Source organism: bacterium (genome assembly GCA_037128595.1).
Lineage (GTDB): Bacteria > Verrucomicrobiota > Kiritimatiellia > CAIKKV01 > CAITUY01 > JAABPW01.
On record JBAXWB010000049.1, the window covers coordinates 1 to 18702 of the forward strand.

Consider the following 18702-nt stretch of genomic DNA (forward strand, 5'->3'; position numbering starts at 1 on the left):
AAAAGCAGATCAGTTAACAATGGAAAAGTGTCAAACGGAAATCAGGACGTGACAGGAGAGGACATCTTAACTGCTCCCTGCCCACTGGCCACTCACACTTCCCGCAACGTTCCTGTCCGCTTGGCCTCGGTGTAGGCGGCGTAGGAGAGGGCCAGACCGTCGCGCAACCCGACCGTAGGCTTCCAGCCCAGCGCAAGGATTTTGGAAACATCCAGAAGCTTGCGGGGAGTGCCGTCGGGTTTGGTGGCATCGAAGACGATCTTACCCTTATAGCCGACGGTCTCGCGGATCATGTTGGCCACTTCCATCAGGCTCTGGTCGGTCCCTGAACCCACATTGATCACGTTGGGCGGGTTGGTTACCTCCAACGTCCGCAGGGTGGCGGCAGCCAGGTCGTCCACATACAGGAATTCACGGCGCGGCTTGCCCGTGCCCCACATGATCACTTCGGGGGCATTAGCTTCGCGGGCTTCGTCAAAGCGGCGGATGAGCGCCGGGATCACGTGGGCGTTGTAGGGATGATAATTGTCGCCCGGCCCGTACAGGTTGGTCGGCATGAGGGAGTGATACAGCACCCCGTATTGCTTGCGGTAATACTGACACAATTTAAGCCCTGCGATCTTGGCGATGGCATAGGGCTCATTGGTCGGCTCCAACGGGCTGCTCAACAGGCACTCTTCCTGCATGGGCTGGGGGGCCTCACGGGGGTAGATGCAGGAGCTTCCCAGGAAGAGCAGGCGTTGGATCCCGGCCTGCCAGGACCCATGGACGAGATTCATCGCCATCGCCAGGTTCTGGTAGATGAATTCCGCAGGGTAGGTGCTGTTGGCCCCGATGCCGCCGACCCGGGCCGCGGCCACAATGACGATGTCCGGGCGCTGGGCTTCCAGATACGCCCGGGTGCTGGGCCCATCCGTCAGGTCCAGTTCGGCGCGAGTCCGGGTGAGGATATCCTTAATGCCGTGGGCTTTGAGGGCGCGCAGCAGGGCAGAGCCCACCAGACCCTGGTGGCCGGCTAAGTAAACGCGGGAGTTGGGATTCAGGAGCGGGGGGGTGTTCATGGTGTGTTTCCTTTTTTTCTTTTCGCGCCTTTCGCGTGTTTCGTTGTTGCACTTCCTGGTTCAGGGAAATGGGCCAGCAGGACGGAGGGTGCACTGGACATGGGCGGGGTATCTTCCGCCTGGGCGGCCGCCAGTTCGCGCATGGCCAGTTTGAGATCCTCCTCGATCATCATGGAGACGAGCTCTTTAAAACGGAGGCGGGGCTCCCAGTTCAGTACGCGCTTCGCCTTGGCCGGGTTGCCAACCAGCAGGGCCACTTCCGAGGGCCGCTCGTAACGCGGATCGTGCTGAACATACTCCTGCCAGTTCAGATCCAGGAGACTGAAGGCTTCCTCACAGAATTCACGCACCGAATGGGCTTCATTCGTGGCAATCACGTAATCGTCCGGGCGGTCCTGTTGGAGCATCCGCCACATGGCCTCCACGTAATCACCGGCAAATCCCCAGTCCCGCTGCGCCTCCAGATTGCCGAGAAAGAGCTGGCTTTGAAGCCCCACCTTAATTCGGGTGGCGGCCCGGGTGATTTTGCGGGTGACAAACGTTTCACCCCGTCGCGGGGATTCATGGTTGAACAGGATGCCGTTGCTGGCGTGCAGCTTGTAGGACTCCCGGTAATTCACGGTGAGCCAATAGGCATAAGCTTTAGCACAGGCACAGGGGGAGGCGGGGTGGAAGGGGGTCTGCTCCGTTTGCGGCACCTCCCGGGTTTGTCCGAACATGTCCGAAGATGAGGCCTGATAGAACCGGGTTTTCCCCTGCAGACCGGCGCGCCGGATGGCGTCCAGGATGCGCACCGTGCTCAGGCCCGTGATGTCGCCGGTATATTCCGGGATATCGAACGAGACCCGCACATGACTCTGGGCGCCCAGATGGTAGATTTCGTCAGGCTGAAGTTCGTAAACCAGTTGCACCATCTGAACCGGATCCGCCAGATCACCGTAATGAAGCGTCAGCCGGGATTCCGCAATGTGCGGGTCGCAATACAGATGATCGATCCGGCCGGTGTTGAAGGAGGACGAACGCCGGATCACGCCATGAACCTCATAGCCCTTCCCCAACAGTAATTCTGCCAGGTAAGATCCATCCTGTCCGGTGATACCAGTGATGAGGGCTCGTTTCATGTCTCCCATTGTATCAGCCTTAAAAGTGAATGTATTTGCGTATATACGTAAAATAAAGGTATATATATGCGCATGAATGAGGTCGTAAAGGGGGTGGCGGTCCTGTTTGACACGGATTTGGACTATGCCACGGCAGTGTATCAGGGGGTGCAGGAGCATATTGTGGCGGCGACGGGGTGGCCGGTGTTGCCCTTGGCGCCCGGGAGTGAGGCGGCGCTCAGTGCCTTGCTGGCCGCCGGTCGCCTGTGCGGGATCATTGGCCCGTTTGTCAGTGACAAATGGATTCAGAGCCATGGCCTGATGGCCGTTCCGATGGTCAATGTGGGGAACCTGTCCGATATCCGGACGGTGGATGCCGTGACCCCGGATGACCGTGAAGCCGGGCGCATGGCGGCACGGGTGTTTGTGGATGGCGGCCTCCGGCACTTTGGCTTTGCGGGGGTGTCCGGTATTTTCCATTCCCGGCTCCGGTCCGAGGGCTTTTGCGAAATCATTGAGGCGGCGGGGGGGCTGGTATCGAGCGCGCCCATGGTGGGGGCGGGCGGGGCGGCGTCGGCCTGGCGGGGCTGGCTGGAGTCGCTCAAGCGCCCCGCAGGGGTACATTGCGCCACTGACTATCATGCCAGATTGGTGGTGGCCGCCTGCCGTGAGCTGGGGCGGTTGGTACCCGATGAGGTGGCGGTCATCGGGACAGGGAATGTCCTCATGCAGGGCTTGTTTGCAGGAATCGGGTTATCGTCCATTGAACTGTCGGGCAGGGCCGTGGGCCGGGAGGCGGCACGTCAATTGGAGGCCCGGATAAAAGGGCAGGTAACCGGTCCTCCGGTCCGGCGCTGGATTGCGCCGGTGAGGATGTGGCATCGTGAGTCGTCTGCCAGTTGTCTGGGGGGCGATCCCGTGGTGGCCCGGGCCCAGGCGTATATCCGGCCCCGACTGGCCGAGCCCTTGAATGTGGCGGGCGTCGCACGGGGGATTGGCGTATCCCGTCGTTTATTGGAAATGCGGTTCAAGTCGGCCTTGAAGCGGAGCCCTTACCAGGAGCTGCTCCGGTTGCGGATGGAGCAGGCCGCTTATCTGTTAGCGAACACGCCCATGAAGGTCTATGAGGTGGGGATGGCCTGCGGCTTCCCCGAGCCCCATCATTTCAGCGCCGTCTTCAAACGCGTTCATGGCCGCTCCCCGCGTGGCTAGGTAGAACGGAGATTGAAAGTCACCGGAATGGATTATGAACGGTGACTGACCCGATCTTGCGACCGTGCTGAAGATCCTCACTAATCAGCCACGAACACTTGGCTTCGACGGCGGCGGTAACGATCAGTGAGTCATACCAGGCGTAGCCGGTTTCCTCACGGATCAGCAAGGCGCGATCAAAACTCGGCATGGTGGGGAAATGCTGGCACAGTGGGCGCATCACACCGTTCAGGTACTCGCGTGCTTCGGTTACGCCCATGGGACTTTCAAACTTCTTAAGGGCCACGTTCATAAACTCCTGGACGACTTGAGCGCCGGTCATGCCGCGTTGCGTCAATAGCGCCTGTCTGACCCACTCGCGGGCTACCCGTTGTTTGTCCTGGTCCGCCCGATCAAATGTATAGACGAACACATTCGTGTCGAGGAAGAACAGTCCCTTCACGTTAGCGGCGTTCATGCATTTGCTCCCGTGAGAACTTGCGGCCGGCAGAGACGTGGTCGAGCCGCTTCATCATGGCGTCATATGTGTCGCTGGCGGTGGATTGAGACACATATTGGTCGAGCCACTGCCGGAAAATGTCGTTGAGTGTGCGATGTTCCGCTCCCGCCCGCCGCCGTGCCTGCTGCAAGAGTCCTTCATCAGCTGAAAGGGTTATATTCTTCATGTTGATAGTGTGCACAGTTCTCGTGCGCACGTCAATACGAGTTTGGGCATTGAATCGTCCGGATTACCGCCTAGGGTCCCGCACCCGACGGATGGCGGCCAGAATGACCAGATACTGGAAGGCGATCAGACTGCCGAAGATGAAGCTGGCAAGGATCAGGTTCTGGGGGAGAATCCGGTTGATCAGCGGGTGAAGCAGAAACGCGTTCATCCACCAGCCTGAACAGAATGACTCCGGCAAGCCGGCGTATCTCAACAGACTGGGTATAATCGCAGTGAACCCCAGTCCCCAGGCGGCCAGAATCCACCATTTGACGGCGTCATATATCCGGGTCCGGGTCTGCCATGCCTGTTTGAGCCGCGGGGCCAGAAGCACCATGCCTGCGGTCATGCCTGCGGCGAAATGGAGGGCGGCGTGGGCCATCAGGGGCTCTCCTGCTTCTTGAGTTCGCGTAGGGCGGCCAGCATCACGGCCATTCCCAGCACGAAAACGCCCGCCGAATACCAGGAAGAGTCCGTCTCAATCTGATCAATCGTGTAGTGCCAGAAAAAAATATTGATCCGCGGGTCCATGGCGAGCTTCATGTAGAGTGAATGCCAGCCAATCAGCCGCGGGAGATCCGGCACGGAAGCCCAGATCCCGCAGGCGACCATCGCGACCGGCGTGAGGATGAGCATGGCGAAACTGGCCCGGCCGCGCCGGATCAAATACCAGACGAGGGCAAAGGCAAAAGGGAATGACGCGCCCAGCAGTCCGTGGTTCATGGGGTGGGACTCCTCAGGGTAGCGGGCGGGGCCATCCAGGATCGCAGCGCCTGCGCCCGTTGAAACGCCTCGGCGGCCTTCAGATGATCGTTCAGGCTGAGCCGGACTTCACCCACCTCGTACCAAAGGCGGTAGTTCTGGGGATCCAGGCTGGCCGCTTGGGTAATAAACGATTCTGCTTTGCGGCAGAGGGGGCCATTTCCCGTTACCGCGCCTTCTTTCATCATGGCGCGTCCCAGATAGAGCCAGGTCGCGGAGGTGGGCGCCCAGATCAGGGCCCGCTGCAGTTCGCGTTTTTTGGCTTTATAGAGAAAATTCGGGTCATCCATCGTGCGGATGCCGGTGGGATAAAACCAGGCGATGATGACCGTTCCCAGAATGGCCATCATCGCCGGGGATAGGGCCAGCCAGCGGGTGGAGCGGTTCCCGACTGGTGGCGGAGTGAGTAACAGCCCCGCCAGGGCACCCATGACCAGCGCGTAGAGCGGGAGGTGTGCCGGAAAATCAAAGAGGCAATGGATGGCCGTGACCGACAGTGCGCCGGCGACTGCGGTTACGATAACGGACGGGAGTGGCTCAGGGGCCTGTTTGATTCTCTCTCGCATGGCCCATAGCAAGGTCAGGGCCAGGATGACTCCGGCCAGTCCGCATTCGGCGATCAGCTGGATGTATTCATTTTCGGCATGGATCAGCCGGGCCCCGACGCTGGTCTGCCGGTATTGAGGGTAAACCATGCGCAGGGCGTTGGCACCGGCCCCGATCAGGGGATAATGGGGCCAGACCCTGAGGGATTCCCGCCATTCATTCATCCGGCTGTCGACGCTGGCCAGTTGCCCCGGATGGTGAATCCCGTCCAGTCGCTCCCGGATGGCTGGACTTTGCGTGATCACTCCGCCACTGCCCGCGGCGATCAAGCCTAGCAGGAGGAGGCCCCAGAGCAACCGGTGTCGGAAGGCGATCAGCAGACTGGTTGCCACGAGGCCGCCTAGCATGGCCAGCATGGCCCCACGGGAGAGAGACAGGAAGACCACTCCCGCCATGAGACTGGTGAGGGCCAGATGAAGGAGGGCGGTGAACCAGCGCCGGGTGGTGATGGAATGGGCGGCCAACGCCAGGGCGACCGGACACAGCATGGCGACAAAGCCGGCGAAATGATTGCGATTCAGGAAGCAACCGACCGGTGCGGTGGGGGCATGGGGGACCGGGAGAAACCACCAGAGGGTGTCGCCCTGGGGAATGATCCATTGTCCGACATACCCGGCGATCCCCACTCCTGTGCCCAGTAACGCCAGGAACCCCAGGAACAGGGTCTTCCTTTTGGCGGGCAAGGCGGCTGTGAGCAGGCCCGCGCAAAGGGCGCCCGCCAGCAGGAGGAAAAAGCGGAGTGTACCCGCCCGGTTCCGGCTCAAACTGAACCAGGGCTCTTCCATGAGGGCGGGTGCCCCGCACTGGGCCGCCTCATGGATGGCGGTCACCACCGCCTGATTTTGCTGGTGCCGCCCCGGACCGGCCAGTGAGTCCAAGGCCGGCGGAAGGGGGAGGGCGGTGAGCAGGATGAAGAGCAGAATGAGGGCGGCTATGATTTCAACCTGAGGGAGCGGCGGGTGTCCATCCGGCCCGGGGCTCGGACGGGTTTTTCGGAGGATGACGAGGCAGGCGGTGACGCTGGTGAAAATCGCGACCAGGATGAGGGTGGCTGGGAACAGGCCACCCCCGCTGAGGGTCAGGAAGAGCAGGGACAATACGAGCGTAAAAATGATCACTGTCGCCATCATGGTCCTCTAGATCACCCCGGCGCCGACAGAGCGGCGCCCTCCATTTTTCAGTATCCCAGGTTGGTTGTGTAAGCCTGCGCGTTAAAATCGGCCAGATCGGGCAGGATTTCGTCGGCCAGGCTCAGGTCGGCTGGAGGTTGGCCTTTCCTGCTCAAGGCGATGCAGTGCATGCCGGCGGCCTTGGCGGCACGGACTCCGGCCGCCGAATCCTCAAAGACCAGACAGCACTCCGGGTCAATCCCGAACTGGCGCGCGGCCTGCAGGAATCCTGCAGGGTCGGGCTTGCCGCGGGGCACATCCTCGTTACCCAGGTAGAACTGCAGGTATTCCCGGATCTCCATGAGGTCGATGGCCTCGGCGATCTGCCGGCGTGTGGAGCCGGAAACGATGGCGACCGGGTGGTGTTCCGCCAGGCGTTTCAGCAGGGCGATGGAACTGTGAATCCGGATGTCCAGGGTGGCGTGCAGGGCATCATAGTAGCGTTGACTCTCCTGTTCAACCACCCAGGCCTCTTCGTTGATCGAGGGATAGTCCCGGCGGAGAAGCGCGAGAACGTCCGTCCAGGACCGGCCGAACACCAGTTCCGTGGCATAGGAGTCGGTCACCGGCAGGCCCCGGTTGGCAATCAGCTGATACATCGATTTGCACCAGAGCACTTCCGAATCCAGCAACGTGCCATCCAGATCAAAGATAAAGGCCTTCATCTCCATGCGCGGTTATTTCGCAGGCGCTTTGACGGCCTTGGTTTTGCGCGATGCGGGAATTCCGCTCTGCTCGTCCAGGGCGATGGCCGTTTTCATTGCGGATAAAAAGGCGGGGGCATCATCCGGGGAAATGTAGAACAACCCCACCGAGCTTTCGGCGTCATTGGGATCAATCACGGCACAATCCAGGAGGATCACCCCGCCATCCTTCTCCCGGTTGATGATGTAGCGGGAGTCATCGCTTGTGACCACCCACCGGCTCTTGATTTTCTTTGTCATACTGCGTCTCCTGTTGTGTGTTACTAAGGGGTTGTATTGGTGTCGGTCAGGGAGATCAGGCCCGCTGAGTCCGCCGTCACGCAGATCGTTTTGCGGATATAGTGGCGGAGCAATGAGTAATCCGCCTGTAACCGCTGTTCGAGGCTGCTCAGTAGATGCTTTTCATTGATGGCGATGGCACTCACGAGGACAATTGCGCCCGCCTGGGCCGCACACATCAGGCCGGCAAAATCCTCTGGCGTTTTTGGGCTGCTGACATAGACCAGGTCGGGGGCAAGAAACAGGCCGTTGCGAATCCCTTCCTCAAGGGTCGGGATGTCGGTCCCCACCTCCACTTGAACGACAATGGAGTTCTTGTGTTTCAGCAGGAAGGAGAGGTGCTGTTCCAGGATGTAGATCACCATGTTCTTGTGATCATTGATCCGGGCCAGGGCAGAGTAGATAAAATGGGTCAGAGTGTCCGGGGCTGGTCCGGTGAAGAGGAGGATGCCGCCGGCCGGCTGGGCCAGGAGGTCATCCACCAATGCCAATTGGGCGGGCTGGGCGAGCAGGCTTTCCAGTGGGGGGACATCAAAAGGCATGCGCTGGATCGAGACAAAGTCACTGCCGCGCTGGGTCAGATAGTGGATTTTGAACCGGCCCTGTTTGGGCAGGCCGAAGGCAAAGACCCCTTGTTTCCCCATGTCGGTTGAGCCGGTACGCCGGGCGTGACTGGCAAAGGTTGCCAGCGTTTCCCGGATATCATCGGGGGTCAGCACGGTGTTGATGACCAGTTTGAATTCGCTACCGGCTTTTTCCACAGGGGGGGCGCCCGCGATGAGTAAGACCTGTGAAAACCGGTTCGGTTCGCCTAAGTAAGCCAGAATTTTGCCAGCGTAGTTCATGGTGTTTATCCTTCTGTTTTAGGACCTGAATCCTTGAGTGCAACGATCTGATTGAAGACGGGGCCCGACTCCCGGTGATCCAGGACGTCGGCGATGAAGTAGCCCTTCCGCTCGAACTGGAACCGGGTGCCTGGCGCGGCCTTCGCCAGCGCCGGCTCCACGATGGCCTTGACGATGTGGAGGGAGTCCGGATTCAGGTTGGTCTTGTAATCCACTCCTTCCGGAACCTCTTCCGGATGCTCCTCCTTGAAGAGCCGGTCATAGATCCGGACTTCCGCAGGGATCCCCTGGGTTGCCGAGACCCAATGAATGGTGCCTTTGACTTTGCGCCCATCGGGAGCATTGCCGCCCCGGGTGGCCGGATCATAGGTGCAGCGTATTTCGGAAACCAGCCCGGTGGCCGGATCCTTGGTGAAGCCGGTGCAGGTGATGAAAAACCCATACCGCAGACGCACTTCCTTGCCGGGCGCCAGCCGGAAATACTTTTTAGCGGCCTCTTCCCGGAAGTCATCGCGTTCAATGTAGAGTTCGCGGGTGAAGGGGATAATCCGCACCCCCGCCTCCGGGGTTTCCGGGTTGTTGAATCCCTCCAGGAAATCCACCTGTTCCTCGGGGAAGTTTTCGATGACCACCTTGACCGGATCCAGTACTGCCATGGCGCGGTTGGCGGACTTGTTGAGCTCCTCCCTCACGCAGAATTCCAACAGGGCCAGATCCGTGTAGCCGTCAAACTTGGTGACGCCGACCCGTTTGCAGAAATTACGGATGGCGTCCGCGGTGAATCCGCGGCGGCGCAGGCCGGCGATGGTGGGCATGCGGGGATCATCCCAGCCCTTGACGTGACCGTCCCGCACCAGCTCCAGCAGTTTGCGTTTACTCAGGACCGTATAGGTCAGATTCAGCCGGGCAAATTCAATTTGGCGGGGCGGGGTGGGGTTCATGTTCAGTTGCTGCAAGACCCAGTCGTAAAGCGGGCGGTGCACTTCAAATTCAAGGGTGCACAGCGAGTGAGTGATGTATTCTATAGCATCCTCGATCGGATGGGCGAAATCGTAGGTGGGATAGATGCACCATTTGTCACCCGTCCGGTAATGGTGCGCCCGCATAATGCGGTAGATCACCGGGTCGCGCATATGGAGGTTGGGGGAAGCCATGTCGATTTTCGCCCTGACACAGAGGGTGCCGTCGGGATATTCTCCCGCCCTCATCCGCCCGAACAGTTCCAGGCTTTCTTCGGCGGGGCGATTACGGAAGGGGCTTTCCTTGCCGGGCAGGGTGGGAATGCCGCGGTATTCCTTCCATTGCTCCTGGGTGAGTTCGCAGACATAGGCGCTGCCTTTGCGGATCAACGCGCAGGTGTAGTCATACATCCGCTCAAAATAGTCCGCCGAAAAATAGAAATGCTCACCCCAGTCAAAACCCAGCCAGCGGACATCATTTTTGATGCTTTCCACGTACTCCATGGTTTCCTTGGAGGGATTGGTGTCGTCCATCCGGAGATGACATTCGCCCCCGAATTCAAGAGCGGTCCCGAAGTCGATGCAGATGGCCTTGGCGTGGCCGATGTGCAGGTAGCCGTTGGGTTCGGGGGGGAACCGGGTCACAATGCGTTGATGTTTGCCGCTGGCAATATCCTCACTGATGATGTCGCGGACGAAGTCTGAGGGAGCGGTGGGGGCCGGTACGTTCATGTATCTCTCCAGGGTGATTAAGGTAAACTTATAAAATACTGATAGAGGTGTCCAATCGCGCCAGGGTGCGTTCGCGTCCCATCAGGGCCAGAATTTCATAGATACCGGCGCCGATGGAAACCCCGGTGACGGCGATCCGGAGCGGCTGATTGAGTTTCCCTTCGCCCAGGCCGAGCGTGGCTTCCGCCTGGCGGATCGCCAGCTGAATGCCGGTCTCCGAGAAGTCGCAGGGCCGCAGGGCGTCGCGAATGGCTTCCAGCGCCGCCTTGACTCCCTCTTTTTTCAGCGTCTTCTGCACGGCTTTTTCGTCGTATTCAATCGGGTCGACAAAGAAGTACTTCCAGGTTTCGCATTGGGGATAGAGCGAGGTGCGGGATTGCATCAACTTGCAGACGGAGAGGAAGAGCGGCTCGGGGATGGTTTTGCCCCAGTCCAGCTTTTCGAGATGCCGGCGAACTTCAGCTGCAAACACCGGTAGCGGAAGTTCGGCCAGATACAATCCGTTCATGTGGGTCAGTTTACGGAAATCCATCTGGGCGGGGCCACTTCCCACACGGTCCAGGGTGAAGGCGGCAATGATCTCCTCGCGGGTCATTTTCTCGCGATTCTCGCCGGGCGACCAGCCCAGCAGGGTCAGGAAGTTGAACAGGGCCTCTGCCGAAAAGCCCATCTCCCGGAATTGGCCCACGTAGGCGGCGCCATCCCGCTTGGAGTACGGTTTCCCTTGTGCATTCACGATCATCGGCAGATGGGCGTAATGGGGGATCGGCGCGCCCAGGGCCTGGTACAGCGCCACATGGCGGAAGGTGTTTTCGACGTGATCATCGCCCCGGATGATGTGGGTAATGTTCTGGGTGATGTCATCCACCACGTTGGCAAGATGGAACACGGGGGAACCATCCGAGCGTACGATGACGAAATCCTTCATGTCGGCGGCCTTTTTCTTCAGGTCGCCCTTGACCTCATCGTGGAAGGCCATATCGGTGCCCGGCATCCGGAAGACGATGCATTCGCCCTGGCCGGTGCCGCCCTTGTCCTCTTTATAGGCATGGCCGGTTTGCAGGAGTTTTTCCGCCGCCAGCCGGTGCTGTTCATGCTGGGTGGATTGGAACAGGGGCGCTTCGTCATAGGTGAGGCCCAGCCACTCCATGGCCTTCAGAATGGTTTCAACGGCTTCGGGAGTGGAACGCTCCCGGTCGGTGTCCTCGATGCGGACCAGGAATTGTCCGCCATGATGGCGGGCAAACAGCCAGTTGAAAATGGCCGCCCGGATATTCCCAATGTGAACCTGCCCTGTCGGGCTCGGGGCAAAACGTACGCGAACACTCATTTCGATTCCTTCACTTTCTTTGAAAAAACGCAGTCAAACTAGCACAAGCGCCAGTGCGGCGCAATGGATACAACCAAAAAGACCATCGACCTCAGCGTCCCTGGAGCAGGCGGGTTCGCTGCGTGGGGGTCAGCGGGGCGGTCATGATATAGGCTGACGCTTTTTTGGGGTCGTTCCGCATCCACTCCCGGCTGGCGCTGATGATCGTGCTGGTGCGTTGTTTGGGGTCGCTGATGGTGGCCGCCCACATGATGGCGCCTTCCGGGTTGGAGCGCACAACGGTGCCGACCAGTCCCTGGATGGCGGGATCGAGGTTGGGCGATGGGGGGTGTTGGGCAAGGAGCCAGTCCGCCGCCCTGACCGGGTCGTAGCGGGCCCAGGACTGGGTGACTTGGGCAATCTGCTTGTTTTTCAACTCCCCCGCCGGCAGCGACAGGGCCCAGGCGGCTGCCGCTTGCGGGTTATCGCTGGCCCAGGCCCCGATGGTCGTCGACAACGTCGCTTTTTGCAGGGCGGGATCGGTCAGGGATAAGGCCCATTGGGCGGCATCCTCAGGCGCATACAGGGCCCAGCTCTGGGCCAGCATTGAGGCATAACTCTGGCGCTCGCCGGGGGTCTGCAGGGTTTCCAGATAAGAGACCATGGAGGGGGCCGTCCCGCCCCGCGCCGCCTGTTCCACCACGATGCGCATCGCCGAGAGGCGATCGGAACCGGTCGAAATTGAAAGGGCCATTTTCATGGCATTATCGATGCCCCCTGCCGCCAGGGCCGTAAAGACCGGTTTCAGGCCCATCTGGAAGGTGCCCGGATCGGACTCCCGGTTGGCCATGAGCCAACTATAGGCGCCACTGGGATCTGTTTTCGCCCAGGAATTGAAAATGCCCGCCACCAGGGTGGACCGGACGCGGCGGCTTTCAATTCCCAGGGCATATTGCAGGGCGGCGGTCGGGTCACTGGCCGCCCACTTGGTGACCGTGTCCTGCAGGAGTTGTTCGGAGGCGGGACTCCAGGGCATGGTGGCGAGGCGCTGGAGCGCCAGCATGACTTGATTGGTGCCAAAGAGGACGGGCGGCTTGGCGGTTGGATTGGACGTCTGGGATGATCCGCCGGCCAGCGCGGCGGCGGTCTGTTCATCCGCCGGCGAAGTGGGCTTCGGGAGCTGGCGGGCCCGTGCGGAAAAATCCGGGTCACCGGGCGCCGACAGGGCGCCCCCGGGGCCGGCGTCAGACCCACTGCCGGCAGACCCGGACGCGGAGGATGACCCGGCGGCGAGCTCCACATCGGATGGCGACGACTCCTGATCCTGTTGGAACGTTTTCCGGGTGATCATGGCCGTTGCCATAATGGTCAGGATGAGGAGGGTCACGGCAAGACACACGATTTCCAAGCGGCTGAGTTTTCCCATCGGATCGATCCTTTCTACTTGCTGACACGCTAACATGGTTTACTATCGACTGCATTATTTTATCAACAGGAGCGCGTTATGATTCAGACAGTATTGGTCACAGGGGCCTCAAGCGGGATCGGGCATGACATGGTCCGCCAGCTTTGCGCGCGCGGGGTGTCGGTGTTTGCCACCGGGCGCGATGTCGCCCGTTTGGCGTCACTTCGCCAGGAGACCGGCTGCTTCGCCGAACCGTTTGATCTCGCCTCGCCGGAAGCGCCGGCGGCGCTCTACGCCGCCGCCACGGCCGCGTTCGGGGCCCCCCCGGACGCCGTGATCAACAATGCCGGGTTTAACCGCGGCAAGGGTCCCGTGACCGGAATCACTGCGGCGGATCTGGACGGGCATATGGCGGTCAATTTCCGGGCGGCTGCCTTGCTGTGTGGCCTGGCCATGCGCGACATGATCCCGAGACAATCGGGCCATATTATCAATGTGGTCAGCACAGTGGTCTGGCACAAGGCCGAGAACTACAGTGTGTATTGTGCGGCCAAGTGTGCCCTGCATGGCTTTACCGACTGCCTGATCAAGGAGGCCCGGCCGCACGGCATTAAAGTCACGGGCGTCTATCCCGGTGGCACCGATACCCCCTTCCGCGCCCTCGATCGTCCCGACTACATGAAGTCCGAAAGCGCCGCCCGGATGATCGTGGACACGCTGTTCGCCCCCGACGACGTGGTCGTTCACCAACTCACCTTCCGCCCTATGGTCGAGGCCAATTTCTAAAGTGGATGTTGCCTGCCCTTTGCAGTTGCGACGGTAGGTGGGGGTATGCCATAGTTCCGCTTTTACCTGACATGACATGTTTGGACGGAGGTCGACTGGATGAAACGGATTTTCCCTGTAATATTATTAGTGGTATTGGCGCTGGCGCTCGGCGGTAACGCGGAAACCATCACGCTGGACGGGGTGGCAGCCTATGTGAATGACACCATCGTCACCGTGGGCGAGGTGAATGAAGCCATTGCCCCATCCTTGCCTCAGTGGCGCCAGGTCTATGAAGGTGCTGAGCTGAAAGCCAAAATCAAGGAGTCCTATGATGAGGCGCTGGACGACTTGATCAATGCCAAACTGATCCTCAAGGCCTATGATGCGGATACCAAGATCAACAAGGACGGGGTTGATAAATACGTTGAGACCAAGGTCAGTGATTTCATTCAAACTCGTTTTGGCGGGGATCGGCAGGAGTTTCTCAAGGCGCTGCGGGATGAGAAAATATCCGTGGAGGAATGGCGCCGCCGCATGAGGGAACGGGTGATTGTCGGCATGATGCGCGGACGTGAGGTGGAGTCCAAGGTGGTGATTTCTCCCAAGGATGTCCATGAAATTTATGTCGCGAATCCGGCCAAGTTTTTCAAGGACGAAGAGATGAAGCTCCGGGTGATATTGATTCATGGGTCCACCAATACGACTGATTCGGCGGTCCGTGTAGTCTCCGTGTCCAATGCGGTGGTGCAGCTGAAGGCCGGTGCCGATTTCGCCGACATGGCGAAGAAGCTCTCGGAGGATGGCAAGGCGGCCGAGGGCGGGGATTGGGGCTGGGTCGTCACCCGGGATTTGCGCCCTGAATTGACGGCACCCCTGGTCTCGCTTCCCACCAATTCCCTGAGTGGCGTGATCCGGATGGACGGCGATTATTATCTCGTCAGGCTGGAGGACCGGCATCCGGCCGGGGTGTTGCCTTTTGAGGCGGTGCGGGGATCCATTGAGAAGGAGTTGCGCCGGAAGGAAATCCGGAAGCTGACGACCGTGTGGATTGCGAGGCTGAGGAAAGATGCCTACATCAAGGTGATCGAGCAGGCCCCCTGATGACCGGGGTGCGGAGTCTATCGTGAATCTCACAAGCCCATCTCAAGTCCTGGCGTTGCTCCAGCTTCGCGGCCTGACCCCGAACACCCTGTTGGGTCAGAATTTCCTGATTGATGCCAATATCCGTGACATCATTCTCCATACCGCCGACCCCCGACCGGAGGATGTGGTGCTGGAAGTCGGCCCCGGCCTCGGCGTGTTGACTGAGATCCTGGTGGAAAAGGCGGGCCGGGTCATTGCCGTGGAGAAGGATCGGGGCTTCTACGAATACTTGAAGGAACAGTTCCCGGACAAGGACTCCCTCTCTCTGATTCTGGGTGATGCGTTGGACCTCGATTCTGATTTTTTTGAAAGCCACAAAATCACCAAGCTGGTTTCGAATCTTCCTTATTCAGTGGGAAGCCGGATCCTGATGAATGTGTTTTGTCTGCCGCGCCCGCCCGAACGGGTGACCGTGACGCTTCAACTGGAAGTCGCGGAGCGTTTGTCGGCGGCGATTGGCGCGGAGGCCCGCGGCTTGATGGGGGTGTGGGCACAACGGGTGTATCGGGTGGAAACGGTCAAGGTGATCAGTCCCTCCTGTTTCTGTCCGCGGCCCAAGGTGAAGTCGGCCGTGGTCCTCTTGAAGCGCCTGCCGGACAGTGTTCTGAATACGGGGGACCGCAAGATGTTCGCCCGGCTGACCAAGGAGTCCTTTGTATTCCGGCGAAAGCAGTTGGCGACCATCCTGGCACGGGTGGCCCCGAAATTGGGGTTTGAGCTGGACCATGCCCTGGCGGTGCTGGAAGCGATGGGGGTGGATCCCCGCATCCGCCCGGAGATGTTGGAAGTGGGACAGTGGCAGCAACTGGCGGACGGGGTGGGTCAGAAGGGGGACGCATGAGTGGGGAAACCTTGACGCCGATGATGTCGCAGTACCGGCAGATCCGTAACAAACTGCCGGCGGATACCATCCTGTTTTTCCGGCTGGGCGATTTCTATGAGATGTTTTTTGAGGATGCCAAAGAGGCCGCCCAGATTCTGGATATCACCCTGACGCGCCGCCAGGACATTCCCATGTGCGGGATTCCGTTCCATGCGGTGGATGGTTACCTGGCGAAACTGATCCGGGCCGGCAAGAAAGTGGCCATCTGTGAGCAGGTCGAGGATCCCGCCCTGACTAAGGGCATTGTCCGCCGCGAAGTGACCGGGATTGTGACCCCGGGCACCGTCATGCAGGATGCGATCCTGACGTCGGTGCAGAATAATTATCTGGGTGGATTCTGCCGTAGCGGGGAACTGTTCGGGCTGGCCTTGCTGGATATTTCCACCGGCGCCTTTCTGGTGGAGGAATCCGCCGATGCCGGGCTTCTGGCGGATACCCTCAAACAGTTCGGTCCCCGCGAATGCGTGTTTCCGGCCGAGCAGATGAATGAGCCGGTGATGAAAACGCTGATCGCCTCGCTCGACCGGATGGTGATCACCAGCAGTGAGGACTGGGTCTTCCGTTATGATGTGGCGCGCGACCGGCTGATCCGCCATTTCGCGGTGCATTCCCTTGAGGGCTTTGGTTGTGAACAGAAGACCGCCGCCGTCGGGGCGGCGGGTGGCGTGATGTATTACGTTCAGGATGAGCTCAAGCGTGATCTCAAACATGTGCGCTCCCTGCGGGTGAGTACGCCGTCCGAATTCATGATGATCGATCAGGCAACTTGTATGAACCTGGATCTGGTGCCCCGCCGCAATGAAGAACGGCGGGGATCGGTGACGCTACTGGGAACGCTGGACGTCACCAAAACCCCGATGGGCGCGCGCTTGATGCGGGAATGGATCCTGCGCCCGCTGGCCGACGTGAAGGGGATTGAGCACCGGCTGGATGCGGTCGACGCGTTGATGCGGGACCGGACCCTCTTGCATCATATCCGCGAGCGGTTCACGGGCATCCGTGACTTGGAGCGTCTGGTGGCGCGACTGAGCGCCGGGAGCGGGAATGGCCGGGACTTGAAGGGGATGGGTTCCTCCCTGTCCGCTCTGCCTGAATTGCGGAGTCTGGTGGTGGACCACCCGGTGGCGCTCTTGAAGCAGTTGGGGGGCGACATGAAGTTGTTGCCGGACCTGGCGGCCCTGATTGAACGGGCGATTGAAGACGAACCGCCGGTCGCGCTCAAGGAAGGCGGCATGATTCGCAAGGGGTTCAGTCCCGAGTTGGATGAGCTTCGTGTGGCCGCCAGTGAAGGCCGGCAATGGTTGGCGGAATTCCAGACCCGTGAGCAGGCGCGGACCGGGATCAAAACCCTCAAGGTCCGCTATAATAAAGTCTTCGGCTATTATATCGAGATCTCCAAGGGGCAACTGGCCCATGCGCCCGAGGATTACATCCGCAAGCAGACCCTGGTGAATGGCGAGCGGTTTGTGACGCCGGAGCTTAAGGAATATGAGCGAAAAATCACCGGCGCCCAGGAACGTGCGGAAGCTTTGGAATATGAGCTCTTTGTCGAAATCCGGGATAAGGTGGTCGAGCAGACGGCGGCTATTCAGCAGACCGCCACGGCTCTGGCGCAGACGGATGTGCTGACGGCCCTGGCGGAGCGGGCCGTGATGGGGCGCTATGTGAGACCCCGCATTTCGGCCGGGGATCAGGTCTCCATCAAGGATGGTCGCCATCCGGTGATTGAGGGGATGTCCGAAGCGGAACGGTTTGTGCCCAACGACACGTTGCTCAATGGAACCGATTCGCAGTTGATTGTGCTGACGGGGCCCAATATGGCCGGCAAATCCACCTACATCCGGCAGGTGGCTTTGATTGTGATCATGGCCCAGATGGGGTCCTTTGTGCCGGCGTCCGCGGCGGAGATCGGGGTGGTAGATCAGGTTTTCACCCGGGTTGGCGCCAGTGATGACATTGCCCGGGGCCGCAGCACGTTCATGGTTGAGATGCAGGAGACGGCTAATATTCTCAACAATGCCACTTCACGCAGTTTGATTATTCTTGATGAAATCGGGCGGGGGACCAGCACCTTTGACGGCATCAGTATTGCCTGGGCGGTGGCGGAGTACCTGCACAATAATCCCAAGGCCAAGGCGAAGACGCTTTTTGCAACGCACTATCATGAACTGACGGATCTGGCCCTGACCATGAGCGGGGTCAAAAACTACAATGTGGTGGTGCGGGAGCGGAATGATCAGATCGTCTTCCTGCGCAAGATTTTGCCCGGGGCCGCCGATAAGAGCTATGGCATTCAGGTCGCCCGGTTGGCCGGTCTGCCCGGCGAAGTGATTGATCGCGCCAAGGAGATCCTGGCCAACCTGGAAGAGGGTGAATTCAGCGAGGCCGGCCAGCCCAAACTGGCCCGCCAGAAGCGCAAGCCCCGCGACACCGCCCAGCTGTCCCTGTTCGGGTAAGTGCCGGTCCCCCGGCAACTCCCCTGCGTGGCTGTCACCCCGCTGGAGTACAGAGGGGAATCGATTCGCGTTTATTGCGACGGTAAACAGCGAAATCGGCGCGGTCGACCGTCAAGACGCGTGCGTTCGCGAAGGCGACGAGGAAACCGGTGTCGGCCGTCGCGTTCATTTTTTTGAGAAGCCTTTTCGGGTGGATAGTTTTTCGTCGAGGGATACGGCCCCAGCCAGACTCATGAATGGACGGGTGTTCTGCCTAAACGCGGAGGGTGAAAGGCCCATGCGTTGCCGGAATGCCGTCGAAAAGTGCTGACTGGATGAAAATCCAAGGTCCATGGCAATCGCGGTGATGGGAACATCGCTGTGACTCAAACTTTGCTTGGCGAGTTCCAGCCTTACCACAAGCACATATTCCATGCTTGAATACCCCGTTGCCTCTTTCACCCGTGGATTCAGCGCCGATTTGCTCCAGCCACTCAATGCGCAGAGCTCCTCAAGCGTCCACTTGTGTGCGGGTTCATGGCGGATGGCCCGTTCAATGGCTGTCACGTTAACCCGAGTTCGCCAGTTGGGCCTATTCTGAAAGAATATTTGCCCGTTTCAATC

At 59.9% G+C, this 18702-nt stretch carries 19 protein-coding genes; 5 read left to right on the forward strand and 14 right to left on the reverse strand.

Going from position 1 to position 18702, the window contains the following annotated elements; genetic code table 11:
* Nucleotides 1-92: 92 nt before the first annotated feature.
* Both WCS52_18790 and gmd read right to left on the reverse strand, forming a co-directional pair.
* Complete coding sequence (locus WCS52_18790) at nt 93-1061, reverse strand: GDP-L-fucose synthase (GenBank protein ID MEI6169235.1); 969 nt, start codon at nt 1059-1061, stop codon at nt 93-95.
* Nucleotides 1058-2182 carry a GDP-mannose 4,6-dehydratase gene (gene gmd, locus WCS52_18795; protein ID MEI6169236.1) on the reverse strand — a complete coding sequence of 375 codons (1125 nt, stop codon included), beginning with the start codon at nt 2180-2182 and terminating at the stop codon, nt 1058-1060. The genes WCS52_18790 and gmd overlap by 4 nt, the downstream gene beginning before the upstream one ends.
* 72 nt (nt 2183-2254) lie before the next feature.
* Here gmd and WCS52_18800 point away from each other — a divergent pair, with 72 nt between their 5' ends.
* Complete coding sequence (locus WCS52_18800; GenBank protein MEI6169237.1) at nt 2255-3373, forward strand: substrate-binding domain-containing protein; 1119 nt, start codon at nt 2255-2257, stop codon at nt 3371-3373.
* A 19-nt stretch (nt 3374-3392) separates the two neighbouring features.
* Here WCS52_18800 and WCS52_18805 read toward each other — a convergent pair whose 3' ends face one another.
* The 11 genes from WCS52_18805 to WCS52_18855 all read right to left on the reverse strand — a co-directional run bounded on the left by WCS52_18805 (nt 3393) and on the right by WCS52_18855 (nt 12870).
* Nucleotides 3393-3830, reverse strand: coding sequence for a PIN domain-containing protein (locus tag WCS52_18805; GenBank protein ID MEI6169238.1), 438 nt, complete (start codon nt 3828-3830; stop codon nt 3393-3395).
* Nucleotides 3817-4038, reverse strand: a complete 222-nt coding sequence (locus WCS52_18810) for a hypothetical protein (GenBank protein MEI6169239.1) — start codon at nt 4036-4038, stop codon at nt 3817-3819. Before WCS52_18810 ends, WCS52_18805 begins: the two co-directional genes overlap by 14 nt.
* Nucleotides 4039-4101: 63 nt before the next feature.
* Nucleotides 4102-4461, reverse strand: coding sequence for a hypothetical protein (locus WCS52_18815; GenBank protein ID MEI6169240.1), 360 nt, complete (start codon nt 4459-4461; stop codon nt 4102-4104).
* Nucleotides 4461-4802: a hypothetical protein gene (locus WCS52_18820; protein ID MEI6169241.1), complete on the reverse strand. Its 342-nt coding sequence runs from the start codon at nt 4800-4802 to the stop codon at nt 4461-4463. Before WCS52_18820 ends, WCS52_18815 begins: the two co-directional genes overlap by 1 nt.
* Entirely contained in the window at nt 4799-6577 is a 1779-nt protein-coding gene (locus WCS52_18825; protein ID MEI6169242.1) for an O-antigen ligase family protein, read from the reverse strand. Before WCS52_18825 ends, WCS52_18820 begins: the two co-directional genes overlap by 4 nt.
* Before the next feature lie 47 nt (nt 6578-6624).
* The gene (locus WCS52_18830) at nt 6625-7287 is read right to left on the reverse strand and encodes an HAD family phosphatase (GenBank protein ID MEI6169243.1); all 663 of its coding nucleotides are present in this window, start codon (nt 7285-7287) and stop codon (nt 6625-6627) included.
* A 6-nt stretch (nt 7288-7293) separates the two neighbouring features.
* On the reverse strand, nt 7294-7560 hold the full coding sequence (locus WCS52_18835; protein ID MEI6169244.1) for a hypothetical protein: 267 nt from the start codon (nt 7558-7560) through the stop codon (nt 7294-7296).
* Nucleotides 7561-7583: 23 nt separating this feature from the next.
* Nucleotides 7584-8444, reverse strand: coding sequence for an ATPase, T2SS/T4P/T4SS family (locus tag WCS52_18840; protein ID MEI6169245.1), 861 nt, complete (start codon nt 8442-8444; stop codon nt 7584-7586).
* A gap of 5 nt (nt 8445-8449) precedes the next feature.
* Nucleotides 8450-10135 carry a glutamine--tRNA ligase/YqeY domain fusion protein gene (locus WCS52_18845; GenBank protein MEI6169246.1) on the reverse strand — a complete coding sequence of 562 codons (1686 nt, stop codon included), beginning with the start codon at nt 10133-10135 and terminating at the stop codon, nt 8450-8452.
* Nucleotides 10136-10163: 28 nt separating this feature from the next.
* On the reverse strand, nt 10164-11465 hold the full coding sequence (locus tag WCS52_18850) for a glutamate--tRNA ligase family protein (GenBank protein MEI6169247.1): 1302 nt from the start codon (nt 11463-11465) through the stop codon (nt 10164-10166).
* A 91-nt stretch (nt 11466-11556) separates the two neighbouring features.
* The gene (locus WCS52_18855; GenBank protein ID MEI6169248.1) at nt 11557-12870 is read right to left on the reverse strand and encodes a hypothetical protein; all 1314 of its coding nucleotides are present in this window, start codon (nt 12868-12870) and stop codon (nt 11557-11559) included.
* Nucleotides 12871-12948: 78 nt separating this feature from the next.
* Here WCS52_18855 and WCS52_18860 point away from each other — a divergent pair, with 78 nt between their 5' ends.
* The 4 genes from WCS52_18860 to mutS all read left to right on the forward strand — a co-directional run bounded on the left by WCS52_18860 (nt 12949) and on the right by mutS (nt 18099).
* Nucleotides 12949-13635 (forward strand): SDR family oxidoreductase, encoded by a 687-nt coding sequence (locus WCS52_18860; GenBank protein ID MEI6169249.1) that lies wholly within the window; start codon nt 12949-12951, stop codon nt 13633-13635.
* Between the two features lie 99 nt (nt 13636-13734).
* Entirely contained in the window at nt 13735-14718 is a 984-nt protein-coding gene (locus tag WCS52_18865; protein ID MEI6169250.1) for a peptidyl-prolyl cis-trans isomerase, read from the forward strand.
* Nucleotides 14719-14740: 22 nt separating this feature from the next.
* A complete protein-coding gene (gene rsmA, locus WCS52_18870; GenBank protein MEI6169251.1) occupies nt 14741-15601 on the forward strand; it encodes a 16S rRNA (adenine(1518)-N(6)/adenine(1519)-N(6))-dimethyltransferase RsmA in 861 nt (286 codons plus the stop codon).
* Complete coding sequence (mutS, locus tag WCS52_18875) at nt 15598-18099, forward strand: DNA mismatch repair protein MutS (protein ID MEI6169252.1); 2502 nt, start codon at nt 15598-15600, stop codon at nt 18097-18099. The genes rsmA and mutS overlap by 4 nt, the downstream gene beginning before the upstream one ends.
* Before the next feature lie 165 nt (nt 18100-18264).
* On the opposite strand, the gene WCS52_18880 is transcribed toward mutS, so the two are convergent.
* Entirely contained in the window at nt 18265-18645 is a 381-nt protein-coding gene (locus WCS52_18880) for a helix-turn-helix transcriptional regulator (protein ID MEI6169253.1), read from the reverse strand.
* Nucleotides 18646-18702: the final 57 nt, after the last annotated feature.

Excerpts from the sequence above, each read along its gene's own strand:
- WCS52_18790 (MEI6169235.1), bottom strand. The coding sequence starts at position 1,061 with ATGAACACCCCCCCGCTCCTGAATCCCAACTCCCGCGTTTACTTAGCC.
- gmd (MEI6169236.1), bottom strand. The coding sequence starts at position 2,182 with ATGAAACGAGCCCTCATCACTGGTATCACCGGACAGGATGGATCTTAC.
- WCS52_18800 (MEI6169237.1), top strand. The coding sequence starts at position 2,255 with ATGAATGAGGTCGTAAAGGGGGTGGCGGTCCTGTTTGACACGGATTTG.
- WCS52_18805 (MEI6169238.1), bottom strand. The coding sequence starts at position 3,830 with ATGAACGCCGCTAACGTGAAGGGACTGTTCTTCCTCGACACGAATGTG.
- WCS52_18810 (MEI6169239.1), bottom strand. The coding sequence starts at position 4,038 with ATGAAGAATATAACCCTTTCAGCTGATGAAGGACTCTTGCAGCAGGCA.
- WCS52_18815 (MEI6169240.1), bottom strand. The coding sequence starts at position 4,461 with ATGGCCCACGCCGCCCTCCATTTCGCCGCAGGCATGACCGCAGGCATG.
- WCS52_18820 (MEI6169241.1), bottom strand. The coding sequence starts at position 4,802 with ATGAACCACGGACTGCTGGGCGCGTCATTCCCTTTTGCCTTTGCCCTC.
- WCS52_18825 (MEI6169242.1), bottom strand. The coding sequence starts at position 6,577 with ATGATGGCGACAGTGATCATTTTTACGCTCGTATTGTCCCTGCTCTTC.
- WCS52_18830 (MEI6169243.1), bottom strand. The coding sequence starts at position 7,287 with ATGGAGATGAAGGCCTTTATCTTTGATCTGGATGGCACGTTGCTGGAT.
- WCS52_18835 (MEI6169244.1), bottom strand. The coding sequence starts at position 7,560 with ATGACAAAGAAAATCAAGAGCCGGTGGGTGGTCACAAGCGATGACTCC.
- WCS52_18840 (MEI6169245.1), bottom strand. The coding sequence starts at position 8,444 with ATGAACTACGCTGGCAAAATTCTGGCTTACTTAGGCGAACCGAACCGG.
- WCS52_18845 (MEI6169246.1), bottom strand. The coding sequence starts at position 10,135 with ATGAACGTACCGGCCCCCACCGCTCCCTCAGACTTCGTCCGCGACATC.
- WCS52_18850 (MEI6169247.1), bottom strand. The coding sequence starts at position 11,465 with ATGAGTGTTCGCGTACGTTTTGCCCCGAGCCCGACAGGGCAGGTTCAC.
- WCS52_18855 (MEI6169248.1), bottom strand. The coding sequence starts at position 12,870 with ATGGGAAAACTCAGCCGCTTGGAAATCGTGTGTCTTGCCGTGACCCTC.
- WCS52_18860 (MEI6169249.1), top strand. The coding sequence starts at position 12,949 with ATGATTCAGACAGTATTGGTCACAGGGGCCTCAAGCGGGATCGGGCAT.
- WCS52_18865 (MEI6169250.1), top strand. The coding sequence starts at position 13,735 with ATGAAACGGATTTTCCCTGTAATATTATTAGTGGTATTGGCGCTGGCG.
- mutS (MEI6169252.1), top strand. The coding sequence starts at position 15,598 with ATGAGTGGGGAAACCTTGACGCCGATGATGTCGCAGTACCGGCAGATC.